Consider the following 25,262-nt stretch of genomic DNA (forward strand, 5'->3'; position numbering starts at 1 on the left):
CCGGCCCGGAGCATCCCATGTCCGAATCCACACCGAGCCGGCCGCCCGCGCTGCCCGCCACCTTCCGCCCGGCCCACACCCGCGTGGTGCTGCTCTCCGCCGGCGTCGCGATGTTCGTGGTCATCACCCTCATCGCGCTGCTGCTGGAACAGCTCAGCCCGGGGGAGCGGATCAGCTTCGTGTTCACCGCCGCGCTGCTGGCCGGTGTGCTGTTCCTGCTGGCCCGGCCCAAGGTGGTCGCCGACGAGAGAGGCGTCACCGTGGTCAACATCGTGAGCCGGCGCCGTCTGGAGTGGGCGGAGATCCTTCAGGTGAACCTCCGCCCGGGTGATCCCTGGGTCTTCCTCGACCTCAGCGACGGCACCAGCCTGCCCGCGCTCGGCATCCAGCCGGGCATCGCCAGGCAGCGTGCCGTCGCCGACGCGCGCGCCCTGCGCGCGCTGGCCGAGGAGCGCTCCGCCCCCGGTCACGAAAGGCCGCGGGGCTGAGATCCCGGCCGCCCGTACGGACCGGTCCTGCGGACCGTACGGGGCAGGATCCGGGAAGCGCGGGGGCCATCCACCTGCCGCAGTCGCCCATGTCTTGATTAATCTGGTGGGCGGAGGCGCGCCGACAGCGCCTCCGCCCCTGTCGCCCCGCCCGGTGCCCAGGGGCTCCAGCTACCCGAGGAGTGACCCTCTCCGGCGATGGACGGATCGTCCTGCAGTACCTGCGCCGCCCCCTGCCGGCATAGCGCGAAACCGTATTCCCGGGTTCGCGCGCATGCGGAGGCGGCGGCAACATGACCACCCACCTGCTGCTGCTCGCAGCCGCTTTCGTACTGATCCTGGCCAACGGATTCTTCGTGGCCGCGGAGTTCGGCCTGGTGACGGTCGAACGACCGGACGCCGAACAGGCCGCCACGGCCGGCGACCGGCGCGCCCGCCGTGTCGTCGAGTCCCTCCGGGAGCTGTCCTTCCAGCTCTCCGGAACGCAGCTCGGCATCACCATCACCTCCCTCGTCGTGGGCATGCTGGCCCAGCCGGCCCTCGCCGGACTGCTGCACGGCCCCTTCACCGGCATCGGTCTCCCCGAGGGAGCCGTCCCCGGCGTCTCCGTCGTCGTCGGCATGCTGCTGGCCTCGGCGGTCCAGATGGTGATCGGTGAGCTCGTGCCCAAGAACTGGGCGGTGTCCCGCCCGATGCAGGTCGCGCGCTTCGTGGCCGGCCCGCAGCACGTCTTCGCCCGGCTGTTCCGCCCGGTGATCGCCGGGCTGAACGCCGTGGCCAACCGCCTGGTGCGCGCCCTGGGCTTCGAACCCGCAAGGGAGCTGGCCTCCGCCCGCACCCCCGGCGAACTCGTCTCCTTGGCCCGGCACTCCGCCCGGGCCGGCGCCCTCGAACAGGACACGGCCGACCTCTTCGTCCGCACCCTGTCCCTGGGCGAACTGACCGCACAGCACGTTATGACCCCCCGCGTGAAGGTCAGCGCCCTGCAGGCGTCGGCGACCGCCGAGGACGTGGTCAATCTGACCCGGGCCACCGGACTGTCCCGGTTCCCCGTGTACCGGGACCGGATCGACGAGATCGTCGGCATGGTCCACCTCAAGGACGCCCTCGCGGTGCCCGTGCCCCACCGGCTGCGCACCCCCGTCGGCCGCATCGCCCGCCCGGCGCTGCTGGTCCCCGAGACCCTGCCCGTACGGCCGCTGCTCACGCGGCTGCGCAGCGAGCAGCCCATCGCCGTCGTCGTCGACGAGTACGGCGGCACGGCCGGCGTCGTCACCCTGGAGGACATCGTCGAGGAGATCGTCGGAGAGGTGCGCGACGAGCACGACGGACAGGACGTCCCCGAACTCGCCCCCGCTCCGCCGGAGGACGGCAACCCGGCCTGGGACGTCGACGGCGGTGTCCGCGTCGACATCCTGCAGCGCATAGGCCTGGAGGTGCCCGCGGGGCCCTACGAGACGGTGGCCGGCCTCGTCGCCGATCTGCTCGGGCGCATCCCGGCCGTCGGCGACCGCGCCGAGCTGCCCGGCTGGCGCCTGTCGGTCCGCGCGGTCGGCCACTACCGCGCCGAGCGTGTCCGGCTGGTCAGAACGGTGCCGCTGCCCCTCGAGGTGGCCGGATGAGCGTCCTGCAGCTCCTTTTCGCCGCGCTGCTCGTGCTCGCCAACGGCTTCTTCGTCGGCGCCGAGTTCGCCCTGGTCTCCGTCCGCCGCAGTCAGATCGAGCCGCTCGGCACCGCCCGGGCCCGTCAGGTGCTGTACGGGCTGGAGCATCTGCCGCAGATGATGGCGGCCGCCCAGTTCGGCATCACCGTCTGCTCGCTCACGCTGGGCGCGGTCGCCGAACCGACGGTCGCCCATCTGCTGGAGCCGGCGTTCATCGGGATGCATCTGCCGCACGGCATGATCCATCCGCTCGGCTACGTCATCGCGCTCGCGGTCGTGGTCTTCTTCCACCTGGTCATCGGGGAGATGGTCCCGAAGAACCTGGCCATGGCGGCACCGGAGACCGCCGCGCTGTGGCTGAGCCCCGGGCTGGTCTGGTTCGCCCGGCTGTGCAGGCCGGTCACCGTCGCCCTCGGCGCCTGCGCGGAGGCCGTACTGCGGTTGTTCCGCGTCGAGCCGAAGGACGAGGTCGAGGCCGTCTTCACCAGCGAGCAGCTCAACCGGCTGGTGGAGGACGCCGGCCAGGCGGGTCTCCTCGACCCCGAGGAGGCCGAGCGCCTGGAGGACGCCCTTGAGCTGGGCTCCCGCCCGGTGACGGACGTCCTGCTCGACCGTGAGTCGCTGGTGACGGTCTCGCCCGCGGTCACCCCGGGCGAGATCGTGGAGCTCACCGCCCGCACCGGTTACTCCCGGTTCCCGGTGGCCTCGGACGGCGGTGCCTTCATGGGGTTCCTCCACGTCAAGGACGTACTGGACCTGGAGTACTCCGACCGCGCGGTGCCGCAGCAGCTCTGGCGGCCCATGACGACGCTGCGTCCCGAACTCCCCCTGGACGACGCCCTCACGGTGATGCGCCGCGCGGCGACCCACCTGGCCCAGGTCGTCGACGCCTCCGGCAAGGTCCTGGGCCTGGTGGCCCTGGAGGATGTCCTGGAACTCCTGGTGGGAGAGGTCCGCGACCCGGCCCACAGGGAGGTCACCCTCACCTCCCAACGCTCCACGGGCCCCCAGCAGGAAGCCATGGCTTAACTGCGGGGCAAGCGCAGACACCCCCGCCGGCCGACCCCACCGGGCCTCACAACCCCGGTGGGCCCGCCGGCCCCCGCCCCGACAACACCTCCCCGTACGCCTGCATGAGATCCGCCAGCCGCAACGTCGCCAGATCCTCCCGGCTCAACTCCCCGGGATACGCCGACAACCGCAGATCCCGGTACGCACAGCTCTTCTCGTACAGCGTCCGCAGGAACCGCCCGTTGCCCAACTCGTCGATCCACCCCTGCTCCACCACATGCCCGGCGATCGACCGCAGCTCGTCGAGCGCCTCCTCGTCCCACACGTCCCCGTTCTCCGCGGCCAGCACCTCCCCGATCGCCGTGAGCTCCAACGGCCGGTAGGAGGGAAAGTCCACGCGCGTGGTGAAACGGGACGACAGCCCGGGGTTCGCGGCCAGCAGCCGGTCCATGCCCTCCGGATACCCGGCGAGGATCACCACCAGGTGATCGCGATTGTCCTCGGCCCGCTTCAGCAGCACCTGGAGCGCCTCGTCCCCGTACGCGTCCCCCTTGCCGTACCCCGAGTTGGACAGGGAGTACGCCTCGTCCACGAACAGCACCCCGCCGAGCGCGGAGTCGATCAGCTCGTTCGCCTTCACCGCGGTCTGCCCGAGGTACTCGCCCACCAGATCCGCCCGCTGGGCCTCCACCAGGTGGTCTCCGCCGAGCAGCCCGAGGGCGTAGAAGACCCGGCCGAGGATTCGGGCCACCGTGGTCTTCCCGGTCCCGGACGGTCCGGAGAAGACGAAGTGGCGTTTCGGCGGCTGCACCGGCAGCCCCTGGCCCGCGCGCAACCGGGCCATGTTCAGCTGGGCCGACAGGGCCTTCACCTGCCGCTTCACCGGCTCCAGCCCCACCATGCGCTCCAGTTGGGCGAGCGCCTCTTCCAGCAACGCGGGGTCGGTCGGTCCGGTCGGCAGCGGCGGCCCGGCGCTGCCCGCCCGTTCGCGTACACCCGGGGCGGTGACCGACGGCAGCGAGGGCGGCGGCTCCGGCTCGGACAGCCGCAGGTCACGTCCTTCGGTGCCGAAGAGCGGGTCGAGGGTGTCGGGGCCGTCCGCCATGTCCTGCCCGGCACCCGTCAGGGTGATCGCCGCGAGGTCGGCGGCATCGTCGTAGCCGTCGCCCTCGGAGATCGCGGCGAGCCGGGCGGCGGTGTCCATGAAGGCCGGGTCGACCCGGTGCACCGCCCGGTACAGGGGGAGCGCGGCGGCGCTGCGGCCGGTGCCCTCATGGGCGCGTGCCAGCCAGTAGCGCAGTTCTTTGCGCTGTGGCTGTTCGCTGCGGCAGCGCATCAGTGCCGCCGACAGCAGCGGTTCGGCCTGTCCGTACATTTCGAGCCGTACCCGCGCCATGCCGCCGAACAGACCCGCCTCGATGCCCAGCATGGGGTCGTCGACCAGGGAGTCGGTGTGCCGGACCAGCTGTTCCCAGTCCTTGACCAGGTAGGCGCGACAGGCGTGCAGGAAGCGGACCTGCGGGTCGGTGTCCACCGGGGGCAGCCCGGCGAGGGCCCGGTCCAGTTCGGGGACGTGGCGGCCGTCCAGCCAGTGGGAGGCGTGCGCCAGCAGCAGATCGCGGGGGCTCTCCAGCACCGGTTGCACCCACCAGCCCAGCCAGTACCAGGAGTTGAGAGTGCGCCGGTGCCGGGCGCGCTGCTCGCCGAAGCGGTCCCGGTGCCGGAACATCCGCAGCAGCGCGGTCGTCGTGTCGACGCGCAGCGCATGCAGCCCGAGCCAGCCGTCGGCCATGCCCGGGTCGATCCGCACCGCGGCCCGGAACTCCTCCTCGGCCTGCGGATACGCGCCCATGGTGTAGGCGTCCACGCCCCGCAGCCAGGCGAGGTCGGCCGGGGCCTTGGGGCCCTGGGTGCCGAAGTCCATCACGTCCCCCACAAACCGTGCCCCCGTCCGCGTACCGGCCGGCCCTCGCCCGTCGGCTCCCAGAAGGTGAACCGCTGTACCGCGGACCGGAGTTGCAAGGTGCGCGAAGCAGCGTCCGCAGGTCGCACCGAGGGCATCGTACCTGCGGCGGCGTCACGTCCGTAGGGTGCCGCGCACGTCGGGTGCGAGGGGGAAAGGGGGGCGACGCAGGAGCCGGTGACCCAGGGTGATCGTCATATGCCGCTCAGCGGTCGAAAAGCGCGAAGAGGGCAGAACGAAGCCCCCGATCACGGGGGAACAACCGGGGGCTTCGTGTCCGCTGGCGACTCCGGGGAGCCGCACATTGAGAACGTAAGACCTGTACGGGCCCTCGGTCAAGCGGAGTTGGGATGCTGCGGCAACTTGTCCTGGACCGCTCTTCACGAGTTCACCACATTGCTGGCGGTCCCTCACCCTGAGTGATCGGAGGGGTGGACGCGTCGGCCTCGCCGGGCCCGCTGAGCACCTCGTATCCCTCCGGTCGCTGCCGCACCAGGAGGTCCGCGAAGGGGCGTGAGGGATCGCCCGCGAAGTGCTCGCGCTCCGCGCGCACCCAGCCCTCCCAGAACTCGCGCTGCTCCGCACCGTCCCGCGCCCGGCCGCGCGACCAGGACTCCTCGCGGGGCAGGTCCATCCACAGCAGCAGCGCCAGATACGGGCGCAGCGCCCGGCGTCCGGCGCCGACACCCTCCACGACGATCACCGGTGCCGGGGGCAGCGGGCGGGGCGGCCCGAAGCGCCGGGTGCGCCAGTCGTACGGGGCGTAGTGCGCGGTCTCGCCGCGGCCGAGCGGCTCGACCACCTCGCTCAGCAGCCGTCCGGTCCAGTCGAACAGCTCCTCGTGGCTGGCGATGTCGTCCAGCCGCAGAACCGGGGCGCCGTCCAGCGCCTCGGCCAGCCGGCCGGCGAAGGTCGACTTGCCGGAGCCGGCGTGCCCGTCGACGGCGACGAGCCGGACCGGGCCGCAGGAGGGGGCGAGCCCGCGGATGCGGGAGGCGAGTGCGTGAATGACTGGTTCCCAGTGGTTGTGGGGGCTGACGGAAGCACTCTAGGCCCGCTCCCGTGGCGCCGCCCTCGGTACCGCCATTGGTCGAGTCCCATGTTGGTCGGGCGCGGCACGGCCGGGGTGCTGGCAGGAACCGCCCGGCTGCGTTCATAGTTGGCCCACACCCGCTCCATCCGGCGGACGCACACCCGTCCGTCCGGCCGTGCACTGGTCCTGTCCCGACTCCGACACCTGGGGGTCCTCCACCCATGAGCAGAGCCGAACTGCCCTCCCGCAGAACCCTCCTGGCCGCGGCGGTCGTCGCCACCGTCGCAGGGAGCGCGGGCCCGGCGTACGCCGGCACCACGACCGCCGGCGCGCCCGTCACCACCGGCGGCGGCCGGGCCCCCGCCCGCACCGTCGACAACCGGGCCTGGACCTCGTACACCGACTGGCGCAGCGGGAGCGCCGACGGGACCCGCGCCGTCGCCGGTGCCCGTCCCGGTCTGGTGATCGCGAGGGCCGCCGGCGCCACGGACTACACCGACCCGCACACCGGCCGTACGGCCGCCTGGGAGTACGCGACCTGGACCTCGCCCGTGCACCGGCTCGGGGTTCCGGCCACGGAGGTCATCACCTCCTGGAACGCGCACACCCCCGAGGGCACCTGGATCCAGGTCGAGCTGAAGGGCACGTACTCCGACGGCACGGACACCCCCTGGTACGTCATGGGCCGCTGGGCGGCCGGCGACCAGGACATCCGGCGCACCTCGGTGGACGACCAGGGCGACGGGAAGAGCAGCGTCTGGACGGACACGTTCGCCGTCGACGACGCCGCCTCGGGCCTGCGCCTGGTCTCCTACCGGCTGCGCCTGACGCTCCACCGCCGCCCCGGGACCAAGCTCACCCCCACCGTGTGGCGGGCCGGCGCCATGGGCTCCGACGTCCCCGACCGGTTCACCGTCCCGGCCTCCACGCCCCGCGTGGCCCGCGAACTGATCGTCCCGCGCTACTCCCAGGAGATCCACAAGGGCCAGTACCCGGAGTACGACAACGGCGGCGAGGCCTGGTGCAGCCCGACCTCCTCGCAGATGATCATCGAGTACTGGGGCTGCAGGCTCACCGAGGAGCAGCTGTCCTGGGTCGACCCGTCCTTCGCCGACCCGCAGATCTGCCACGCGGCCCGGTACACGTACGACCACCAGTACGCGGGCTGCGGCAACTGGCCGTTCAACGCCGCCTACGCGGCCACCTTCCCCGGCCTGCAGGGCGTGGTCACGCGCCTCGGCTCCCTCACCGACCTGGAGACGCTGATCGCCGCCGGTATCCCGGCCATCACGTCCCAGTCGTTCCTGGAGGAGGAGCTGACCGGCGCCGGGTACGGCACGTCGGGGCATCTGATGACCGTGGTCGGCTTCACCGCCGACGGCGATGTCATCGCCAACGACCCTGCCTCGGACGACAACGAGGCCGTGCGCCGCGTCTACCGGCGGCGCGAGTGGGAGAACATCTGGCTGAGGACCAAGCGGTACAACGCCTCCGGGAAGGTGGCCTCCGGCACCGGAGGGGTCTGCTACCTGTACTTCCCGGCACGCCCGACCCCGCGCCAGCGCAAGGCGCTCGCGGTGGTGGGCGTGCGCTGAGCCCGCCCGGCCGGCGGGCCCCGGACCGTCCGGGGCCCGCCGGTGTGTGAGCAACGTCTCGACCGCGAAAGCCGCTCACGGTGGCAAAGTGGACGCAGTCGGGGGAGTCCGCGCACCACCGAGACCAGCGAGAAGCCATGACCGCGAACGCAGCCACCGTCACCCGCGCCCGCACCGGCGGTCCCCGGGAGGACGGTCCGAAGATCCTCGAGCACGTCCTGGGATGGACGCTCGTCGTGGTGCTCGCGATGCTGGTGACACAACTGGGACTGCTGTAACCCCGCGGCCCCGGGGGGTCGCTCGTCCCCATTCGTCGCCCGACCTGCCATACTGCGGCGGGATTGTCCCGCCGCCCGCAGGAGACCTGGGTCGACAGTGAACATATGCCAGCAGCCCGCCGTGCAGCCCCGAGCGCGCGGCACCCAGCGCTCGTCGGCCCGCCGGGCCGAACTCATCGCCATCGGGCGGAAGTTGTTCGCCGACACGTCCTACGACGCGCTGTCGATGGATGACATCGCACGCCAGGCGAAGGTCGCCAAGGGGCTGATCTACTACTACTTCCACTCCAAGCGGGGCTACTACCTGGCGATCATCCAGGACTCGGTGGCCAGTCTGGTCGCCTTCGCGGCCGAGAAGGCCGAACTGCCGCCCGTGGAGCGGGTGCAGCGCACCATCGACAGCTATCTGCGGTACGCCGAGCACAACCAGGCCGCCTACCGCGCGATCGTCGCCGGCGGCGTCGGCTTCGACACCGAGGTGCACGCCATCCGGGACGGGGTGCGCGAGGCGATCGTCGCGACCATCGCCGAGGGAGCCTACGGCCGCACCGACATCGCCCCGGTGGCGCGGGTGGGGCTGCTGGCCTGGGTGTGCAGTGTCGAGGGCGCCACGCTGGACTGGATCGACCGTCGTGATATGCCGCGCGCGACCATGTGCGAGCTGCTGGTGAAGCTGCTCGGCGGCGCCATGCGCGCCATCGAGGAGATGGATGTCGCGCACCCCGCGCCGGCACCCGCCCGCCGCGACGCCTGAGCCGGACCGGGCACGGGCAAGGGGCGGAGGCCCCCGTGGAACCTCCGCCCCCTGCCTGTCGGATGGGGACTACCGGATCGCCTTGATCAGCTCTCCGTTCGCGGTGTCACCGCTCAGCTCCCAGAAGAAGGTGCCGGCCAGGCCCTGCCGGTCCTTGTAGTCCATCTTGGTCGCGATGGTGGCCGGGGTGTCGTAACTCCACCATTCGCTGCCGCACTTGGCGTAGGCGGTGCCGCCGACCGTGCCGGTCGCCGGGCACTTTGCCCTGAGTACCTTGTAGTCGTCGATCCCGGCCTCGTAGGTGCCCGGCGCGGGTCCGGTCGCCGTGCCGCCCGGCGCCGACTGCGTCACCCCGGTCCACCCGCGGCCGTAGAAGCCGATGCCGAGCAGCAGCTTGCCGGCCGGTATGCCGAGGCCCTTGAGCTTGGCGATGGCGGCCGCGCTGTTGAACTCGGCCTTCGGGATGCCGTCGTACGAGGTCAGCGGGGAGTGCGGAGCGGTGGGCCCGGCGGCGTCCCAGGCGCCGAAGAAGTCGTACGTCATCGGGTTGTACCAGTCGACGTACTGGGCGGCGCCCGCGTAGTCCGCCGCGTCGATCTTGCCGCCGGCTGTGGCGTCCGCCGTGATCGCGGCGGTGACCAGGTTCCCGGAGCCGAACTCGGCGCGCAGCGCCGCCATCAGGTTCCGGAAGGCGTCCCGGCCGCTGGAGTCGCAGGTGGCACCGCAGGCGTTCGGGTACTCCCAGTCGATGTCGATGCCGTCGAAGACATCGGCCCACCGGCTGTTCTCGACCAGTTCGTGGCAGGACCGGGCGAACGCGGCCGGGTCCTTCGCCGCCTCGCCGAAGCCGCCGGACCAGGTCCAGCCGCCGAAGGACCACAGGATCTTCAGGTCGGGGTGCTTCTGCTTCAGTTCGCGCAGTTGGTTGAAGGTGCCGCGCAGGGGCTGGTCCCAGGTGTCGGCGACGCCGTCGACGGACTCGGCCGCGGTGTAGGTGCGCTCGGTCGCGGCGAACGAGTCGCCGATCGCGCACTTGCCGCCGGTGACGTTGCCGAAGGCGTAGTTGATGTGGGTGAGCCGGTCCGCGGAGCCGGAGGTCTCGATGTTCTTGACGTGGTACTGCCGGTCGTAGGTGCCCCATTCGGTGAAGTAGCCGATGACCTTGGAACCGGCGGCCTCCTGAGCCGAGGTCGCGGCGGCGGTCGGGGCGCCCGCGCCGGCGAGCAGTCCGGCACCGAGCACGGCGGCGCAGGCGGCGGACAGAAGCGCCCGCAGCGTGCGGGGGCGGTGGGGGGATGGCATGTCGATGACTCCTCGTGGGGGAGGGGAGCGCGCGCATCGGTGGGGCCAAACCCTAGGAGGACTAGACCATTTGGTCAATGGTGCGTACCAATCCGGATCGCTGAAAGGGTGTGGCGAAGGTATCTTTGGTGAGCGGTCGTTAACTGGTGACTCGATGCCCCCGATCGGGCATACTCACAGCGCACAGCCGCTGGTCAGCAGCTTCCGAGACCCGGGAGCGCGAGCATCGGCCAGGCACCGACAGACCCGGCGGAGCGGCCCCCACCCAAGGCGCACGCCGATGTGCCCGAACAGGGAGGAGAGCGTCGCCATGACCGACCGCGCCCCGCAGCCGGTGGACCGGCAACTGCCCACGGACGAGGCCCGGGACCTGATCTCACTCGTCCGCGACATCGCGCAGCACGAGATCGCTCCCCGGGCCGCCGAGGAGGAGGCCGAGGGGCGCTTCCCGCGCGAGCTCTTCACCCGGCTCTCCGAACTGGGCCTGCTGGGTCTGCCCTACGACGCCGAGCACGGCGGCGGAGAGCAGCCCTACGAGGTCTACCTCCAGGTCCTGGAAGAACTCGCCATGGCCCGCCTCACCGTCGGTTTGGGCGTCAGCGTGCACACCCTGTCCTGTTACGGGCTCGCCGCCTTCGGCACCAAGGAACAGCGGGCCGAGCACCTCAGCGCGATGCTCGACGGCGGTCTGCTGGGCGCCTACTGCCTCTCCGAGCCCGCCTCCGGCTCGGACGCGGCCTCACTGCGCACCAGGGCCGTGCGCGACGGCGACGCCTGGGTGATCACCGGCAGCAAGGCCTGGATCACCCACGGCGGCATCGCCGACTTCTACACGGTCATGGCCCGCACCGGCGAGGAGGGCCCGCGCGGGATCACCGCGTTCCTCGTGCCGGGCGACGCGGAGGGGCTGAGCGCCGCCGCGCCGGAGAAGAAGATGGGCATGAAGGGCTCGCCCACGGCCCAGGTCCACTTCGACGGCGTCCGGGTCCCCGACACGCGGCGCATCGGCGAGGAGGGGCAGGGCTTCGCGATCGCCCTGTCGGCGCTGGACGGCGGCCGGCTCGGCATCGCCGCCTGCGCCATCGGCCTGGCCCAGGCGGCGCTCGACGAGGCAACCGCGTACGCCACCGAGCGGCGGCAGTTCGGCAGGCCCATCGCCGACTTCCAGGGGCTGCGCTTCATGCTCGCCGACATGGCCACGCAGATCGAGGCGGGACGGGCGCTGTATCTGGCGGCGGCCCGGCTGCGCGACGCGGGACGTCCGTTCGCCAAGCAGGCCGCCATGGCCAAGCTGCACTGCACCGACACGGCCATGCGGGTCACCACCGACGCCGTGCAGATCCTCGGCGGCTACGGCTACACCGCGGACTTCCCCGCCGAGCGCTATCTGCGCGAGGCCAAGGTGCTGCAGATCGTCGAGGGCACCAATCAGATCCAGCGCATGGTCATCGCCCGCCACCTCGCGGGGCCGGAGACGCGCTGAACTGGCCGAGCCCCCGCCAGGGCGCGGCGAGCCGGGTCCACTCCGGGTCGTGCCGCCCGGGCAGGGTGCGGCCCCGGTCGGCCCAGGTCCGCAGGAGATCGCGGTAGATCGGCGGATCGGGAAGCCGGGGCGCGGCCGCCTCCAGGGGAGGCGGCACGAAGACATGGCGTTGACGCCCGGTCGTCGAGTACGTGGGGGTCGTCATGCCTGGGCAACGCGGGAGCGGCCGGGCGAGTCACCGAACGCCGGAATAGGGCGTGCGTTCAGGGGTGTCGGGCGGACGAGGGCGGCGGACGGTCGCCACCCCCGCCCCGGGGGCTCAGGCGGCGTGGTGCCGCATCACCGGGACCCTGATGGGGCGCGAGCCCGGGCCCCCGACGTGCGAGAACGGCTGGGTGCGCCAGTCGAGCCCCTGAGGGAGCGTCAACAGCAGGGCGGTGTCCTGCTCCTGGGGCGCGACGGACTCGTCGGCCGGCCGCGCCTCGGCGGCCGGACGGCCGGTACCGGCGCAGACGGTGAGTCCGAACGGGTTCCACGGCGAAGCGCACAGCGCGTGCTCCGGCAGGACGTCCTCGTCCGCCAGCAGGGCGATGGGCTGTGCGCAGTCCGGGCAGATCACCCGGTACATCTCGAAGGTGTCGTACGCGTCGGGTTCGTCGTCCAGGGCGTCGGGTTCGACGTACTCCGGCTCGGGCGTGACGGCCGGCTTCTGCCGCTTGGACGTGGTACGACCAAGGCGCTTAAGACTCTGCATTGGGTTCTCCCCCTCGGGCTGGGCCGTGAAGGCGCTGCGGCCTCGACCACAGCAAGCACTTCCCGTCGCCCTGAGGGCGTAATCACGAGAACATCACGAAGACCGTCCGAAGGTTGTGGCGTTCGTCACATGCCGCTCGCAGGTGCCCGCACGGCGAGTCCGCGGCCCGCGCTCAGGTATCCGGGACGATCACGTGCACTGTAGGTTCTTGCGCCATGGAGGAGCTGGACCGACAGATCGTGCAGCTGCTCGTCAAGGACGGGCGGATGAGCTACACAGACCTGGGCAAGGCCACGGGCCTGTCCACGTCGGCCGTGCACCAGCGGGTGCGGCGGCTGGAGCAGCGTGGCGTCATCCGCGGCTATGCCGCGGTCGTCGACCCGGAGGCCGTCGGCCTGCCCATGACCGCGTTCATCTCGGTCAAACCGTTCGACCCCAGCGCTCCGGACGACATCGCGGAGCGCCTTGCCGGGGTGCCCGAGATCGAGGCCTGCCACAGTGTGGCGGGCGACGAGAACTACATCCTCAAGGTGCGGGTGTCGACGCCGCACGAGCTGGAGGAACTCCTCGCGCGGGTGCGGTCGCTGGCGGGGGTGTCGACGCGGACGACGGTGGTCCTGTCGACACCGTACGAGGCGCGTCCGCCGCGGATCTGAGGCGCGCGCCGGGGGTGTGTCGCACACTCGGCGTTTGAACAGGTGCCCGGTGTCGGCGCCGGCCGGGGGTGGGTCGCGCAGCCCGGCGCTTACGGGGTGCCTCCACCACTCTCGGCCGGCGCGGCCGCCCACGGATCGCACGGATCGCGGCAGACGCCGACGGCGGGGAGGGGGTGGGGTGGGGGTGTTCGCCCGCAGTGGCTGGCGCGTCCGCGCCGTTCAGCCCCACCAGCGAACTCGATCGCGCCAGTCCGAGGACGGACACCCCCACCCCACCCCCGCACCACCCACCCACCCCAGGCGGCGGCGCCGGTGGAACCCTGCGTGCCGCGCGCACGCGCCGACGCGGGAGACTGTGGGCATGAGTGAACGCACCGCCGAGTCCCGCACCGTCCTGCTCCGCCGCGGAGAGGTCCACAGCCCCGCCGACCCCTTCGCAACCGCGATGGTCGTCGAACGCGGACAGGTCGCCTGGGTAGGCTCCGAAGGCGCCGCCGACGGCTTCGCTGACGGGGTCGACGAGGTGATCGACCTCGACGGCGCGCTCGTGACCCCCGCGTTCACGGACGCACACGTCCACACCACGTCCACCGGCCTCGCCCTCACCGGCCTCGATCTCTCCGACGCCCCCTCGCTGGCGGCCGCGCTGACCCGCGTACGCGAGTTCGCCGCCGCCCGCCCCCACGACCGCGTGCTGCTCGGCCACGGCTGGGACGCCGCCCGCTGGCCCGGCGGCCGCCCCCCGGCCCGCGCGGAACTCGACGAGGCCACCGGCGGCCGCCCCCTCTACCTCACCCGGATCGACGTGCACTCCGCGGTCGTCACCACCGCGCTGCTCGACCTCGTCCCCGGCACCGTGACCCGCGAGGACCGCCCGCTCACCGGAGACGACCACCACGCGGTGCGCGCCGCCGCCCTGGGCGCCGTCACACCGGCCCAGCGGACCGAGGCCCAGCGGGCCGCCCTCGCCCATGCCGCCTCCTTCGGTATCGGCACGGTCCACGAGTGCGGCGGCCCTGAGATCTCCTCCGAGGACGACTTCACCGGCCTGCTGCGGCTCGCCGCCGACGACAGCGGCCCGCGCGTGGTCGGCTACTGGGCGGAACAGGACGTCACCAAGGCCCGCGAGCTGGGCGCGACCGGCGCCGCGGGCGACCTCTTCGCCGACGGCGCCCTCGGCTCGCACACCGCGTGGCTGCACGAGCCGTACGCCGACGCCGCCCACACGGGCACCGCCCACCTGGACGCCGCGGCGGTGGCCGCCCACGTCGTCGACTGCACCGAGGCGGGCCTCCAGGCGGGCTTCCACGCCATCGGAGACGCCGCCGTCGGCGCCGTGGTCGACGGCGTCCGCGCCGCCGCCGAGAAGATCGGCCTCGCCCGCGTCCGCGCCGCCCGGCACCGCGTCGAGCACGCCGAGATGCTCACCCCCGAGACCGTGGCCGCCTTCGCGGAGCTCGGCCTGACCGCCTCCGTCCAGCCCGCCTTCGACGCCCTGTGGGGCGGGGACGCGGGCATGTACGCCCGGCGCCTGGGAGCGGAGCGGGCCCGCACCCTGAACCCGTTCGCGGCGCTGCTGCGGGCCGGCGTGCCCCTCGCCTTCGGGTCCGACAGCCCGGTCACCCCCTTCGACCCCTGGGGCACGGTTCGCGCCGCCGCCTTCCACCGCACGCCGGAGCACCGGATCTCCGTCCGCGCCGCCTTCACCGCCCACACGCGCGGCGGCTGGCGCGCCGTCGGGCGGGACGACGCGGGCGTCCTGGTGCCGGGCGCACCCGCCGACTACGCCGTGTGGCGCACCGGCGAGCTCGTGGTCCAGGCGCCCGACGACCGGGTGGCCCGCTGGTCCACCGACCCCCGCTCCGGCACCCCCGGCCTGCCCGATCTCACCCCCGGCCGTGACCTGCCGGTCTGTCTGCGCACGGTGGTCGGCGGTCGCACGGTCTTCGTACGGCCGGGCGAGTGATCTACGGGGACGGCGCGGTGACGATCATGCACCGCGCCACTCGTGCGCGACCTGCGCATCCTCGTCGCTGACCAGGCATTTGAACCACATTACGCAGGTCAAACGACTGTTGACAGGCGGCGGCGGGGGGCCGGTAGGTTCGGCCGGGTCCACCACCGGACGCCCGACCGGGGAACTTCCGGCCACTCGGGTCAGCGCCGCTGGGTCAGGGACGGTGTGCCGCACCGGCGCACCGCCACTGGGAGCCAGGCTCAGCGTCGGCGCCGTACCGAGGGAACGTTCCAGCCGGCCGGGGAGGTGCGACCCCGGGTGGGGCCCGGGCGCTCAGTAGACAACGGCTTCAGGTCGATCCGCAGCCGGCGGATCCCAGGCCGGCCCGAAGGGCGCCGGGCCCCCATCCGCTGCGGCATCCCGCGCGGCCCCCTGGTCCGAAATTCCTGGTCCGCAACCTCTGGTCCGAAACCCCCATGGCTACCCGATCTTCGGCCAACGACACCACCGTACGAACGTCCTGTCGCGTCGACGCGGACCGCGCCGACTATGGTGGGATCCTGCGCACAGGACATGAAGGGGCAGCAGTGGACGACGGCGGCGGGACCCTCGAGGCGGGATCCCAGGGGCGGAGCTTCGGCCCGCTCGGTACGGCTTTGGTGATCATCCCGACCTACAACGAGGCGGAGAACATCAAGGCGATCGTCGGCCGGGTGCGCGAGGCCGTCCCCGAGGCGCACGTGCTCGTGGCCGACGACAACAGCCCCGACGGCACCGGCAAACTCGCCGACGAGCTGGCCGCTGACGACGATCATGTCCAGGTGCTGCACCGCAAGGGCAAGGAGGGCCTGGGCGCGGCCTATCTCGCCGGTTTCCGCTGGGGCATGGAGCACGGCTACGGCGTGCTGGTCGAGATGGACGCCGACGGCTCCCACCAGCCCGAGGAACTGCCCCGCCTGCTGACCGCGCTCAAGGGCGCCGACCTTGTGCTCGGCTCGCGCTGGGTGCCCGGCGGCCGGGTGGTGAACTGGCCGAAGTCCCGCGAGTTCATCTCGCGCGGTGGCAGCCTCTACTCGCGGATGGCGCTCGACCTCCCGCTGCGCGACATCACCGGCGGCTTCCGCGCGTTCCGCCGCGAGACCCTGGAGGGCCTCGGACTGGAGGAGGTGGCCTCGCAGGGGTACTGCTTCCAGGTCGACCTCGCCCGTCGCGCGGTCAAGGCGGGCTACCACGTGGTCGAGGTGCCGATCACCTTCGTGGAGCGTGAGCTCGGTGACTCCAAGATGAGCCGTGACATCCTCGTCGAGGCGCTGTGGCGGGTCACCGCGTGGGGCGTGGGGGAGCGCGTCGGCAAGGTCCTGGGACGCGGCGACGACAAGCGCCCGAAGGCGGACGCCCGGCAGCCGCAGGCGCGACCGGAGGCCCGGCGTTCCGAGGCGGAAGTCGGGCAGCCCAAAGCGTAGGCCCACGACCGGGGAAACCGGTGCCGGCCGCCTGCTTATCCCGCTCTGAGCCGGACCCAGGCACACTGGGAGCATGACGACTGGCGCTCAGACCCCGCATTCCGTCCGGCCCCGGCGCTCCCGGCTGCGCGCGTTCCTGCCGCTCGCCGTCGCCGCGTGGTTCGTTCTGGAGATCTGGCTGCTCACGCTGGTCGCCGGGGCGTCGAACGGCCTGGTGGTCCTTCTCGTCCTGATGGCCGGCCTGATCCTCGGCTCGGTCGTGATCAAGCGGGCGGGCCGGCGGGCGTTCCAGAACCTCACCGAGACGCTGCAACAGCAGCAGAGCGGCGCGCTGCCCGAGCCCCGGCCGAACAGCGAGGGCAACGGCCTGATGATGCTGGGCGGCCTGCTCCTGATCATCCCCGGCCTCGCCTCGGACGCGCTGGGGCTGCTCCTGCTGGTGCCGCCGGTCCAGAAGGCCGTGAGCCGCTATGCCGAGCGCACCTTCGAGCGCAAGCTCCGTGAGGCCACCCACGGCTCCCTGGGGGATGCCTTCCAGCAGGTCCGTATCCACCGGCCCGACGGCAAGGTCGTCCAGGGCGAGGTGATCCGCGACGAGTCCGGCGGCACTCCGGGTGACGCCCCGCAGGACCCGCGTCCGCCGCTGACCCGGTAGTAACTCGACCCCGCGATCCCCCGCCGCGCGGGCATGCGGACAGGACCGTGGGCGCCGTACGGATACGGCGCCCACGGTCCTGTTACCGCTGCGCGATGGTGCTGTGCGCCCGGACCCCCGCAGGGATCAAGCCGACTTGCGGCTGTCCCGGGGGTGCACCGCGATGTTCATCGCACCGGAACGCAGAACGGCTAGACGCTCCTCGAGGACCTCTTCGAGCTCCTCTCGGGTGCGCCGCTCCATCAGCATGTCCCAATGCGTACGCGCGGGCTTGGCCTTCTTCTCCTCGGGGCCGTCGCCGTCCACCAGGAGTGCCTGGGCACCGCAGACCTTGCACTCCCACTCCGGCGGGATCTCCGCCTCGACCGAGAAGGGCATCTCGAAGCGGTGCCCCTTCTCGCATGCGTACTCCACGGCCTGGCGCGGGGCCAGGTCGATGCCGCGGTCCGTCTCGTAGCTGGTCACCACGAGGCGCGTGCCGCGAAGAGCTCGCTCACTCATGAATCGTGCCTCCCGGGCTTGTCGCCCACAGGACAGGTGTCGCTGTCGTCGTCATCCGGTCAACGTCCGGTCGGCGGTAAAGATTCCCGTTCCGTGTCCCGTTCCGGGTCCTGCGTCGCCGTCGTAGCCGCAGCCTTGTCAACCATTGCAGTACCCACCGACGCCCGATTTGTCACATCTGCTAGTAGATGTGACACAGCGTTTCGGCATCTTTGACGCGCAGTAACGGTACGCCTGGCAGGCCAAACGCGTACACTACAGCCCTTTCGTGCCGAGTGCTAAATCCGTTCGGGGACGGGGTTGCCCGCGTCGGCGATCGCCCGCCGCACCGGCACCCGCGCGAGCAGCACGAAGCCCAGCACGAAGAAGGCGACCAGCGAGATGATCGCGTCCCGGTAGCTGCCCGTGAGCTGGTACGTCAGCCCGAACAGCAGCGGCCCGAGCCAGCTCATGCCGCGGTCGCTCAGCTCGTACGCCGAGAAGTACTCGGCCTCCTTGCCGGGCGGCACGAGGTGCGAGAAGAGCGAGCGGGACAGTGCCTGGCTCCCGCCGAGCACCAGGCCGATGCCGGCCGCCAGCACGAAGAACCACACGGGGGCCCCGGCCGGCAGGAAGTACCCGGCGCCCAGCGTCAGGGTCCAGGCCACCAGCGACCCCAGGATGGTGCGCTGCGCGCCGTACCGCCGGGCCAGCCGGCCGAGCGCCAGCGCGCCCGCCACCGCCAGCACCTGCACCAGCAGCACGGCGACGATCAGCGTCGACTGCCCGAGCCCCAGCTCCTCGGAGCCGTACACCGAGGCCTGGGAGATCACCGTCTGGATGCCGTCGTTGTAGACCAGGTACGCCAGCAGGAAGGCGAGCGTCAACGGGTGTCGGCGCATGTCGCGGACGGTCGCCGCGAGCTGCCGGAACCCCGGCAGGGCCGCCTCCCGCGCGGGGGCACGGCGGTCGCGCAGCCGGCGCAGCGGCACCAGTGCCCAGGCGCCCCACCACAGACCGGCCGACGCCAGACAGATGCGCACCGCCATGGACTCGGAGACCCCGAAACCGGCGTGCCCGCTGTAGAGGGCGAGGTTCAGTACGAGCACCAGCGCCCCGGCACCGTAGCCGAAGGCCCACCCGCGCGAGGAGACCGCGTCGCGCTCCTCGGGCGCGGCGATCTGCGGCAGATAGGAGTTGTAGAGCATCATCGCCACGGACTGCGCCGCGTTCGCCACGACCAGCAGCACACCGCCGAGCAGATAGCGCTGGCCGTCGAGGAAGAACATGCCCGCCGTGGCCGCCGCCCCCGTGTACGCCGCGGCCGCAAGCAGCGGCTTCTTCCGGCCGGTGCGGTCGGCGGCGGCACCCACCAGCGGCATCGCCAGCACGGCCAGGATCACCGACAGGGAGACCGCGTACGCGAAGAAGGATCCCGCGCGCACCGGGATGCCCAGCGGGTGGACGAACCCGTCCGCGTCCGCCGCGGCCTCGGCGACCGACGTCAGATAGGGGCCGAGGAACACGGTGAGCACGCTGGTGGAGTACACGGAGCACGCCCAGTCGTAGACGTACCAGCCGCGCTGCTCGCGTCGCCGGCCGGCGGCCTCGTCGTCCGCCGGTGACCGCACGGTCTCGGTGCCCACCCGCCGCCTCGCTTCCCGTGAACGCGGAGGCGACGGGGCGCGGGGGTCTCAGACCCAGATGCCGCGGTCCTCCATGACCTTGCGCAGTGTGTCGATGTGATCGGTCATGATGCCATCCACGCCGAGGTCCAGGAGCCGGTGCATGTGCTCGGCCTCGTTGACGGTCCACACGTGGACCTGCAGCCCCCGCGCGTGGGCCGCCCGCACGAACCGGTGGTCCACCACCCGCACACCCGACTGCACCTCGGGGACCTGGGCGGCGACGGCCGAGCGGCGCAGCGCCGTCGGCATCCCCCACGACCGCAGCCGCAGGTTCAGCACCCCACGGGTGCCGTACGACGTGGCCAGCCGCGGCCCGGCCAGCCGCTGTGCGCGCACCACGCGGGCCTCGGAGAACGATCCGACGCAGATGCGGTCCCACGTGCCCGTGCGCGCGATGAGGTCCAGCAGGGGCAGCAGGGCCGGCTCCGCTTTCACATCGATGTTCCAGCGTGTGGCGGGGAAGGTCTCCAGGAGTTCCTCGAACAGGGGGACCGGCTCCTCGCCCGCCACGCGGGCCTGCGCGACGTCGCGCCACGGCAGGTCGGCGATCCGGCCCGCGCCGTCCGTCACCCGGTCGAGCGTCGCGTCGTGGAAGGCGACGAGGCGGCCGTCGCGCGTGGCGTGGACATCGGTCTCGATGTACCGGTAGCCCGCCTCGACGGCGCACCGGAACTGCCGCACGGTGTTCTCCAGACCGTCCGCCGCCCCGCCCCGGTGGGCGAAGGCGAGGGGGCCGGGATGGTCGAGATAGGGGTGGCGTATCCGCGGGGTCACGGACGCAGTATCGCGCGCCGCGGCCGGCCCTCGGCAACGACCCGGCTGCCGTCGGACTCCGACGGGACGGTGAAGAGACGCAGGAACACCTGCGCCAGCGGGCCGATGGCCACCGCGTACAGCAGGGTGCCGACGCCCACGGTGCCTCCGAGGAGGAAGCCCGTGACCACGACCGTGATCTCGATGGCCGTACGGACCAGGCGGACCGACACCCCCGTGCGCCGGTTCAGCCCCGTCATCAGGCCGTCGCGCGGGCCGGGACCGAAGCGGGCGGCGATGTACAGCCCGGTCGCCGCTCCGTTCAGCACGATGCCCGCCGCCATCAGCACCACCCGTGCGGCCATGGCGTGCGCGTCCGGCAGCACGGCCAGCGTCGCGTCCATCGCCGCGCCGATCACCAGGACGTTGGAGACGGTGCCCAGTCCGGGACGCTGGCGCAGCGGGATCCACAGCAGCAGCACGGCGGCGCCCGTGATGGTCAGCACCAGCCCCATCGACAGACCGGTCCGCTCGGACAGGCCCTGGTGCAGCACGTTCCAGGGTTCGAGACCGAGCCCTGAGCGCACCAGGAGCGCCGAACTCGCCCCGTACAGCGCCAGCCCGGCGTACAGCTGCAACAGTCGTCGTGCGACATGTCCGTGCCGGGACGAGTACCTGGCCAAAACGTGCCCCCCTGTGGTGGAAGTGGACCGATGCGTGTCACCCTGTTGCGTGACTGGTCATGCCATCCATGGCCAATCCGGGGAAGGTGGACTGATTATCATGGCGCAGTGGACCTCGGCAGTGGGGGCGGCGCAGCTCGCCCGGCTGCTCAACTCCCAGCAGGACCGGCCGGCCGGCCCCGGCACCCGGCGCCCGCCGGCCTACCGCGCGCTCGCCGACGGCATCCGGCTGCTGGTGCTCGAGGGGCGCGTGCCGGTCGCCGCGCGGCTGCCCGCCGAGCGGGAGCTGGCGCTCGCGCTGTCCGTCAGCCGCACCACCGTCGCCGCCGCCTATGAGGCGCTGCGTGCCGAGGGCTTCCTGGAGTCGCGGCGCGGCGCGGGCAGCTGGACCGCGGTCCCGGCGGGCAACCCGGTCCCCGCGCGGGGACTGGAGCCGCTGCCGCCCGAGGCCCTCGGCTCCATGATCGACCTCGGGTGTGCCGCACTCCCCGCCCCGGAGCCCTGGCTCACCCGTGCCGTCCAGGGCGCCCTCGAGGAGCTCCCGCCGTACGCGCACACGCACGGCGACTATCCCGCCGGGCTCCCCGCGCTGCGGTCGATGATCGCCGACCGCTACACCGCGCGGGGCATTCCGACCATGCCCGAGCAGATCATGGTGACGACCGGCGCGATGGGCGCGATCGACGCCATCTGCCACCTCTTCGGCGGCCGTGGTGAACGCATCGCCGTCGAGTCGCCGTCCTACGCCAACATCCTCCAGCTGATGCGGGAGGCCGGCGCGCGGCTCGTCCCCGTCGCCATGGCCGAGGGGCTGACCGGCTGGGACATGGACCGCTGGCGCCAGGTGCTGCGCGAGGCGGCCCCGCGGATCGCGTACGTCGTCGCCGACTTCCACAACCCGACCGGTGCGCTCGCCGACGAGGACCAGCGGCGCCGGCTGGTGGACGCGGCCCGCTCCGCGGGGACGGTGCTGGTCGCCGACGAGACGATGAGCGAGCTGTGGCTCGACCCGGACGTGGAGATGCCGCGCCCGGTGTGCGCCTTCGACCCGGCGGGATCCACGGTGATCACGGTCGGCTCGGCGAGCAAGGCGTTCTGGGCCGGGATGCGCATCGGCTGGGTCCGCGCGGCGCCCGATGTGATCCGCAGCCTGGTCGCCGCACGCGCGTACGCCGACCTGGGCACGCCCGTGCTGGAACAGCTCGCCGTGAACTGGCTCTTCGGCACGGAGGGCTGGGAACAGGCGGTGGGGATCCGGCGGGCCCAGGCCCGGCAGAACCGGGACGAACTGGTGAGCGCGGTGCGGCGTGAGCTGCCCGACTGGGAGTTCGAGGTGCCGCGCGGCGGCCTCACCCTCTGGGTGCGCACCGGCGGCCTCTCCGGCTCGCGCCTGGCCGAGGCGGGGGAGCGGGTCGGCGTACGGGTGCCGTCCGGACCCCGGTTCGGAGTGGACGGGGCCTTCGAGGGCTACGTCCGGCTGCCGTTCACCGTGGGCGGCGCGGTGGCCGAGGAGGCGGCGGTACGGCTGGCCGCGGCGGCCCGCGTGGTCGAGTCCGGCGGCACCTCGGGCACGGAGGCCCCGCGCACGTTCGTGGCGTAGCCGCACGGCAGGGTGACACGGCCGCCGTCGACCGCCGTGCTCCGTAGCCGTCCGCGCCTCAGGCCGGTGGCACGCCCCACCGGAGACGCCGGCGGGACCGCCGCCGGTACGGCCCTCACCCGGACCGGCCACGCGTACCCACCAGCGACCGGCCTCCGCCCGTCGCTTCCGCACGGGGCCCCCACGCGGGGCCCCCACGCGGGGCCCGCATCCGGACGGCCGGCATGCACGCGGGCGCACGCCGGCCCGCGCCAGTTGGCCGGCCGCGAGCGGCCAGGCCGGCCTTGCCCCCGGGGGCAAGGGTGTCGCGGGGCAGCCGGGGCCGGTGGGCGCGGCACGGTTCGGCCCCGTGACGGCAAGGTCAGCGGGTGCACGGCGGCCGGCTCGCCGCGCGAGCCACGGCCTCCGCGGGCCCGGGGCGGGAACGGTGTTGTGGGGGAGTCGGGAGTCCGGTGCGGGCGCGGTGTGGCCCCGTGCCCGTGATGGAATGCGGCGCACGCGGGCCCGGTCGGCGTGCGGGGGCGCGGGTCGGAATGGTGACGTGGGGAGTCGGGAGTCCGGTGCGGGCGCGGTGTCAGCGGGTGCACGGCGGCCGGCTCGCCGCGCGAGCCACGGCCTCCGCGGGCCCGGGGCGGGAACGGTGTTGTGGGGGAGTCGGGAGTCCGGTGCGGGCGCGGTGTGGCCCCGTGCCCGTGATGGAATGCGGCGCACGCGGGCCCGGTCGGCGTGCGGGGGCGCGGGTCGGAATGGTGACGTGGGGAGTCGGGAGTCCGGTGCGGGCGCGGTGTCAGCGGGTGCACGGCGGCCGGCTCGCCGCGCGAGCCACGGCCTCCGCGGGCCCGGGGCGGGAACGGTGTTGTGGGGGAGTCGGGAGTCCGGTGCGGGCGCGGTGTGGCCCCGTGCCCGTGATGGTCTGCGGCGCACGCGGGCCCGGTCGGCGTGCGGGGGCGCGGGTCGGAATGGTGACGTGGGGAGTCGAAGTCCGGTGCGGGCGGCGGTGCGTTCCCGTGGCCGCAAGGGTCGGCGGGTGCATGGCGGCCCGGTTGGCGCGTGGGCTTCGCCCCCCGGGGAGCGGGAACGGTGTGGTGGGGCAGTCGGGAGTCCGGTTCGGGCGCGGCGCGGTGCGGCCCCGTGGCGGCAAGGGTCTGCGGGCGCGAGGCTTTGCCCTCCGGCGGCGAGGGGCGGCGGCGTTGGGGGAGTCCGGTGCGGGCCGGTGGTTTCGTGACCACAAAGGTCAGGAGGTCTCGGCGACCGCCGCTTCCGCGGGGACGGGTTTCTCGGGGGCGGAGTCGGAGGCCGTCCGGTCCGTGGGGGCTCCGGTCTCCACGGGGACCTTCTCCGTCGTCACCTTGTCCAGGCGCACGGACTCCCCGGACCCCGCCCCCGGCGCCGCGGTCTCCTCGTCCAGCCGCTCCGGCTCCTTGTCCAGCCGCTCCGGCTCCTCGTCCACCGGTGTCGTCCGGGGCGGCAGCAGATCCAGAACCGCCTGCCGCTGGGCGTCGCTGGTCGCGTCGTCGTACGGGTCCGGCGTCGCCGGCACCTGGAGACGGTGCACCGGCCCCGAACCCAGGCGGGCGTAACCACGCCCCGGCGGAACCTGGTCGACCGGCGTGGTGTGCGGGGGCGCGCCCAGGACGGCCGCCAGCTGCTCGGCCGTCGCGGGCCCGAGGACGACACGCGCGCGCGTGTGCTGCCGTACCGGGCCGGCGAGCGCCTCGAGGCTGTCGAACTGTTCCGCGACGACCACGGTGACGTTCGCCGCGCGGCCGTGCCGCAGCGGGACCTGGAGCAGCGACTGGGGATCCTTGCGGCCGTCGGCGTCGGCGACCTGGGTGAACGCGGTGGGCCGGTCCAGCAGGAGCCACAGGGGTCGCCTGGTGTCCTCCGGCGGAGGGTCGCCGGCCTGGTGCGCACGGTTCGCGGCGATCAGCCGGCGCTCCGTCTCGTGCGCGGCCCACTCCAGGCTCGTCAGCGCCCCGGCGAGCCCGCACTCCACGGCCAGCACGCCGTCCCGGCCGGTGAGGCAGGCGTACTCGCCGGTACCTCCGCCGTCGACGATCACCACGTCGCCGTGGTGGAGGGCCTGCAGGGCGACGGAGCGCAGCAGCGTGGAGGTGCCGCTGCCCGGCTGGCCGACGGCGAGCAGATGCGGCTCGGTCGAGCGCAGACCGGTGCGCCAGACGACGGGCGGCACGTCGCGCTGCTCCTCGCCGTGCACTCCGTGAGTGAGCGGGAGTGTGCGCTGCACCCGGATGGGGTCGGTGAAGCCGAGGACCGTCTCGCCCGGGGCCGTGACGAAGGGCTGCGCGGCGATGTCCGTGGGCAGCGGCGCGAGAACGCGGACGGTGAGCTGGTTGCCCTCCTCGTCCCACGCGAAGTGGTATTCGCGGCCACGCCCCGACTTGGCACCGAGCAGATGCTCGATCCGCGCGCGGGACTCCGGCTCGCCGTCGGTGAAGTAGGCGGGGTACGCGATCACCAGATGCGTGATGCGGCCGTCGCCGTCGAAGTCGTACTCGGTGAAGACCTGCCCCCAGTCGCCGCCGTGGGCGTAGAGCGGTTCCGGGTCCTCGGCGGTGGAGAAGTACGGGACCAGGGCCTCGTAGAGCGACCTCAGGCGCTGGGCCCGGGTCGGGTCGGGCCCGTCCGGTGCGGCGGGGGCGCGGTCCCGGCCCTGCCAGGCCGCGGCCGCCATCAGGCTGATGACGGCGAACAGCGGGCCGTACGGCGCGAGCGCCACGACCAGCAGCACCGAGGCCGCCAGGAAGAGCAGCGCACCGCGGTGGTCCTTCGGTGTGTCGGCCCATCTGCGCCGCCCGGCGGAGGCCAGCCGGCGCAGACCGCGCGTGATGGTGATCAGCGGATGGAGGACATCCGTGGCGCTGTCGGCCGCCGCCTTGGCCAGCTCCCGGCTCCGGGCGAGCTGTGTGCTGCCGTTGCTCAGAATGCGGGGGAGGGGGCGCCGGGCCACTGCGGTCTCCAGGGGGTCGTACGGGCGGGCGG

22 protein-coding genes are annotated in these 25,262 nt (G+C 73.0%); 12 read left to right on the top strand and 10 right to left on the bottom strand.

What is annotated here, in order from left to right; translation table 11 throughout:
* The first annotated feature begins 17 nt into the window (after positions 1 to 17).
* The 3 genes from AC5L3C_RS31710 (at position 18) to AC5L3C_RS31720 (ending at position 3,180) form a co-directional block, all read left to right on the top strand.
* A complete protein-coding gene (locus tag AC5L3C_RS31710; protein ID WP_493652506.1) occupies positions 18 to 488 on the top strand; it encodes a PH domain-containing protein in 471 nt (156 codons plus the stop codon).
* Positions 489 to 781: 293 nt separating this feature from the next.
* A complete protein-coding gene (locus AC5L3C_RS31715; protein ID WP_493652508.1) occupies positions 782 to 2,110 on the top strand; it encodes a hemolysin family protein in 1,329 nt (442 codons plus the stop codon).
* Positions 2,107 to 3,180 carry a hemolysin family protein gene (locus tag AC5L3C_RS31720; protein WP_493652509.1) on the top strand — a complete coding sequence of 358 codons (1,074 nt, stop codon included), beginning with the start codon at positions 2,107 to 2,109 and terminating at the stop codon, positions 3,178 to 3,180. The genes AC5L3C_RS31715 and AC5L3C_RS31720 overlap by 4 nt, the downstream gene beginning before the upstream one ends.
* A gap of 46 nt (positions 3,181 to 3,226) precedes the next feature.
* On the opposite strand, the gene AC5L3C_RS31725 is transcribed toward AC5L3C_RS31720, so the two are convergent.
* Positions 3,227 to 5,086: an AAA family ATPase gene (locus AC5L3C_RS31725; RefSeq protein ID WP_493652511.1), complete on the bottom strand. Its 1,860-nt coding sequence runs from the start codon at positions 5,084 to 5,086 to the stop codon at positions 3,227 to 3,229.
* 427 nt (positions 5,087 to 5,513) lie between these two features.
* Complete coding sequence (locus AC5L3C_RS31730) at positions 5,514 to 6,134, bottom strand: uridine kinase family protein (RefSeq protein ID WP_493654107.1); 621 nt, start codon at positions 6,132 to 6,134, stop codon at positions 5,514 to 5,516.
* Positions 6,135 to 6,379: 245 nt separating this feature from the next.
* Here AC5L3C_RS31730 and AC5L3C_RS31735 point away from each other — a divergent pair, with 245 nt between their 5' ends.
* From AC5L3C_RS31735 to AC5L3C_RS31745, 3 genes are all read left to right on the top strand, one after another.
* Positions 6,380 to 7,753 (top strand): C39 family peptidase, encoded by a 1,374-nt coding sequence (locus tag AC5L3C_RS31735; protein ID WP_493652513.1) that lies wholly within the window; start codon positions 6,380 to 6,382, stop codon positions 7,751 to 7,753.
* A 137-nt stretch (positions 7,754 to 7,890) separates the two neighbouring features.
* Positions 7,891 to 8,031, top strand: coding sequence for an SCO1431 family membrane protein (locus tag AC5L3C_RS31740; RefSeq protein WP_125508272.1), 141 nt, complete (start codon positions 7,891 to 7,893; stop codon positions 8,029 to 8,031).
* A 97-nt stretch (positions 8,032 to 8,128) separates the two neighbouring features.
* Entirely contained in the window at positions 8,129 to 8,785 is a 657-nt protein-coding gene (locus AC5L3C_RS31745) for a TetR/AcrR family transcriptional regulator (protein WP_493652515.1), read from the top strand.
* 69 nt (positions 8,786 to 8,854) lie between these two features.
* On the opposite strand, the gene AC5L3C_RS31750 is transcribed toward AC5L3C_RS31745, so the two are convergent.
* Positions 8,855 to 10,087 carry a glycoside hydrolase family 18 protein gene (locus tag AC5L3C_RS31750; RefSeq protein WP_493652517.1) on the bottom strand — a complete coding sequence of 411 codons (1,233 nt, stop codon included), beginning with the start codon at positions 10,085 to 10,087 and terminating at the stop codon, positions 8,855 to 8,857.
* A 310-nt stretch (positions 10,088 to 10,397) separates the two neighbouring features.
* On the opposite strand from AC5L3C_RS31750, the gene AC5L3C_RS31755 reads away from it, so the two are divergent.
* The gene (locus AC5L3C_RS31755) at positions 10,398 to 11,570 is read left to right on the top strand and encodes an acyl-CoA dehydrogenase (protein WP_493652519.1); all 1,173 of its coding nucleotides are present in this window, start codon (positions 10,398 to 10,400) and stop codon (positions 11,568 to 11,570) included.
* On the opposite strand, the gene AC5L3C_RS31760 is transcribed toward AC5L3C_RS31755, so the two are convergent.
* Positions 11,533 to 11,775: a hypothetical protein gene (locus AC5L3C_RS31760; protein WP_185930895.1), complete on the bottom strand. Its 243-nt coding sequence runs from the start codon at positions 11,773 to 11,775 to the stop codon at positions 11,533 to 11,535. The two genes, AC5L3C_RS31755 and AC5L3C_RS31760, sit on opposite strands and share 38 nt — an antisense overlap.
* A gap of 114 nt (positions 11,776 to 11,889) precedes the next feature.
* A complete protein-coding gene (locus AC5L3C_RS31765; protein ID WP_493652521.1) occupies positions 11,890 to 12,324 on the bottom strand; it encodes a hypothetical protein in 435 nt (144 codons plus the stop codon).
* 215 nt (positions 12,325 to 12,539) lie between these two features.
* Here AC5L3C_RS31765 and AC5L3C_RS31770 point away from each other — a divergent pair, with 215 nt between their 5' ends.
* The 4 genes from AC5L3C_RS31770 (at position 12,540) to fxsA (ending at position 17,055) form a co-directional block, all read left to right on the top strand.
* Positions 12,540 to 12,980 (top strand): Lrp/AsnC family transcriptional regulator, encoded by a 441-nt coding sequence (locus tag AC5L3C_RS31770; protein ID WP_125508282.1) that lies wholly within the window; start codon positions 12,540 to 12,542, stop codon positions 12,978 to 12,980.
* 361 nt (positions 12,981 to 13,341) lie between these two features.
* A complete protein-coding gene (locus AC5L3C_RS31775; RefSeq protein ID WP_493652522.1) occupies positions 13,342 to 14,946 on the top strand; it encodes an amidohydrolase in 1,605 nt (534 codons plus the stop codon).
* A gap of 578 nt (positions 14,947 to 15,524) precedes the next feature.
* The gene (locus tag AC5L3C_RS31780) at positions 15,525 to 16,400 is read left to right on the top strand and encodes a polyprenol monophosphomannose synthase (RefSeq protein WP_493654108.1); all 876 of its coding nucleotides are present in this window, start codon (positions 15,525 to 15,527) and stop codon (positions 16,398 to 16,400) included.
* Positions 16,401 to 16,473: 73 nt separating this feature from the next.
* Positions 16,474 to 17,055: an FxsA family membrane protein gene (gene fxsA / locus AC5L3C_RS31785; RefSeq protein ID WP_493652524.1), complete on the top strand. Its 582-nt coding sequence runs from the start codon at positions 16,474 to 16,476 to the stop codon at positions 17,053 to 17,055.
* 126 nt (positions 17,056 to 17,181) lie between these two features.
* Here fxsA and AC5L3C_RS31790 read toward each other — a convergent pair whose 3' ends face one another.
* The 4 genes from AC5L3C_RS31790 to yczE form a co-directional block, all read right to left on the bottom strand.
* On the bottom strand, positions 17,182 to 17,556 hold the full coding sequence (locus AC5L3C_RS31790; RefSeq protein WP_003977404.1) for an RNA polymerase-binding protein RbpA: 375 nt from the start codon (positions 17,554 to 17,556) through the stop codon (positions 17,182 to 17,184).
* A 278-nt stretch (positions 17,557 to 17,834) separates the two neighbouring features.
* Positions 17,835 to 19,181, bottom strand: a complete 1,347-nt coding sequence (locus AC5L3C_RS31795; protein ID WP_493652526.1) for an MFS transporter — start codon at positions 19,179 to 19,181, stop codon at positions 17,835 to 17,837.
* A gap of 48 nt (positions 19,182 to 19,229) precedes the next feature.
* Complete coding sequence (locus tag AC5L3C_RS31800; protein ID WP_493652528.1) at positions 19,230 to 19,997, bottom strand: glycerophosphodiester phosphodiesterase family protein; 768 nt, start codon at positions 19,995 to 19,997, stop codon at positions 19,230 to 19,232.
* Complete coding sequence (yczE, locus tag AC5L3C_RS31805) at positions 19,994 to 20,659, bottom strand: membrane protein YczE (protein WP_493652530.1); 666 nt, start codon at positions 20,657 to 20,659, stop codon at positions 19,994 to 19,996. Before yczE ends, AC5L3C_RS31800 begins: the two co-directional genes overlap by 4 nt.
* Positions 20,660 to 20,759: 100 nt before the next feature.
* Between yczE and AC5L3C_RS31810 the strand changes: the two genes are divergently transcribed.
* Positions 20,760 to 22,259 carry an SCO1417 family PLP biosynthesis transcription factor gene (locus tag AC5L3C_RS31810; RefSeq protein WP_493652532.1) on the top strand — a complete coding sequence of 500 codons (1,500 nt, stop codon included), beginning with the start codon at positions 20,760 to 20,762 and terminating at the stop codon, positions 22,257 to 22,259.
* Positions 22,260 to 23,493: 1,234 nt separating this feature from the next.
* On the opposite strand, the gene AC5L3C_RS31815 is transcribed toward AC5L3C_RS31810, so the two are convergent.
* Positions 23,494 to 25,230 carry a P-loop NTPase family protein gene (locus tag AC5L3C_RS31815; protein WP_493652534.1) on the bottom strand — a complete coding sequence of 579 codons (1,737 nt, stop codon included), beginning with the start codon at positions 25,228 to 25,230 and terminating at the stop codon, positions 23,494 to 23,496.
* Positions 25,231 to 25,262 lie beyond the last annotated feature (32 nt).

It is taken from the genome of Streptomyces speibonae (assembly GCF_984686075.1).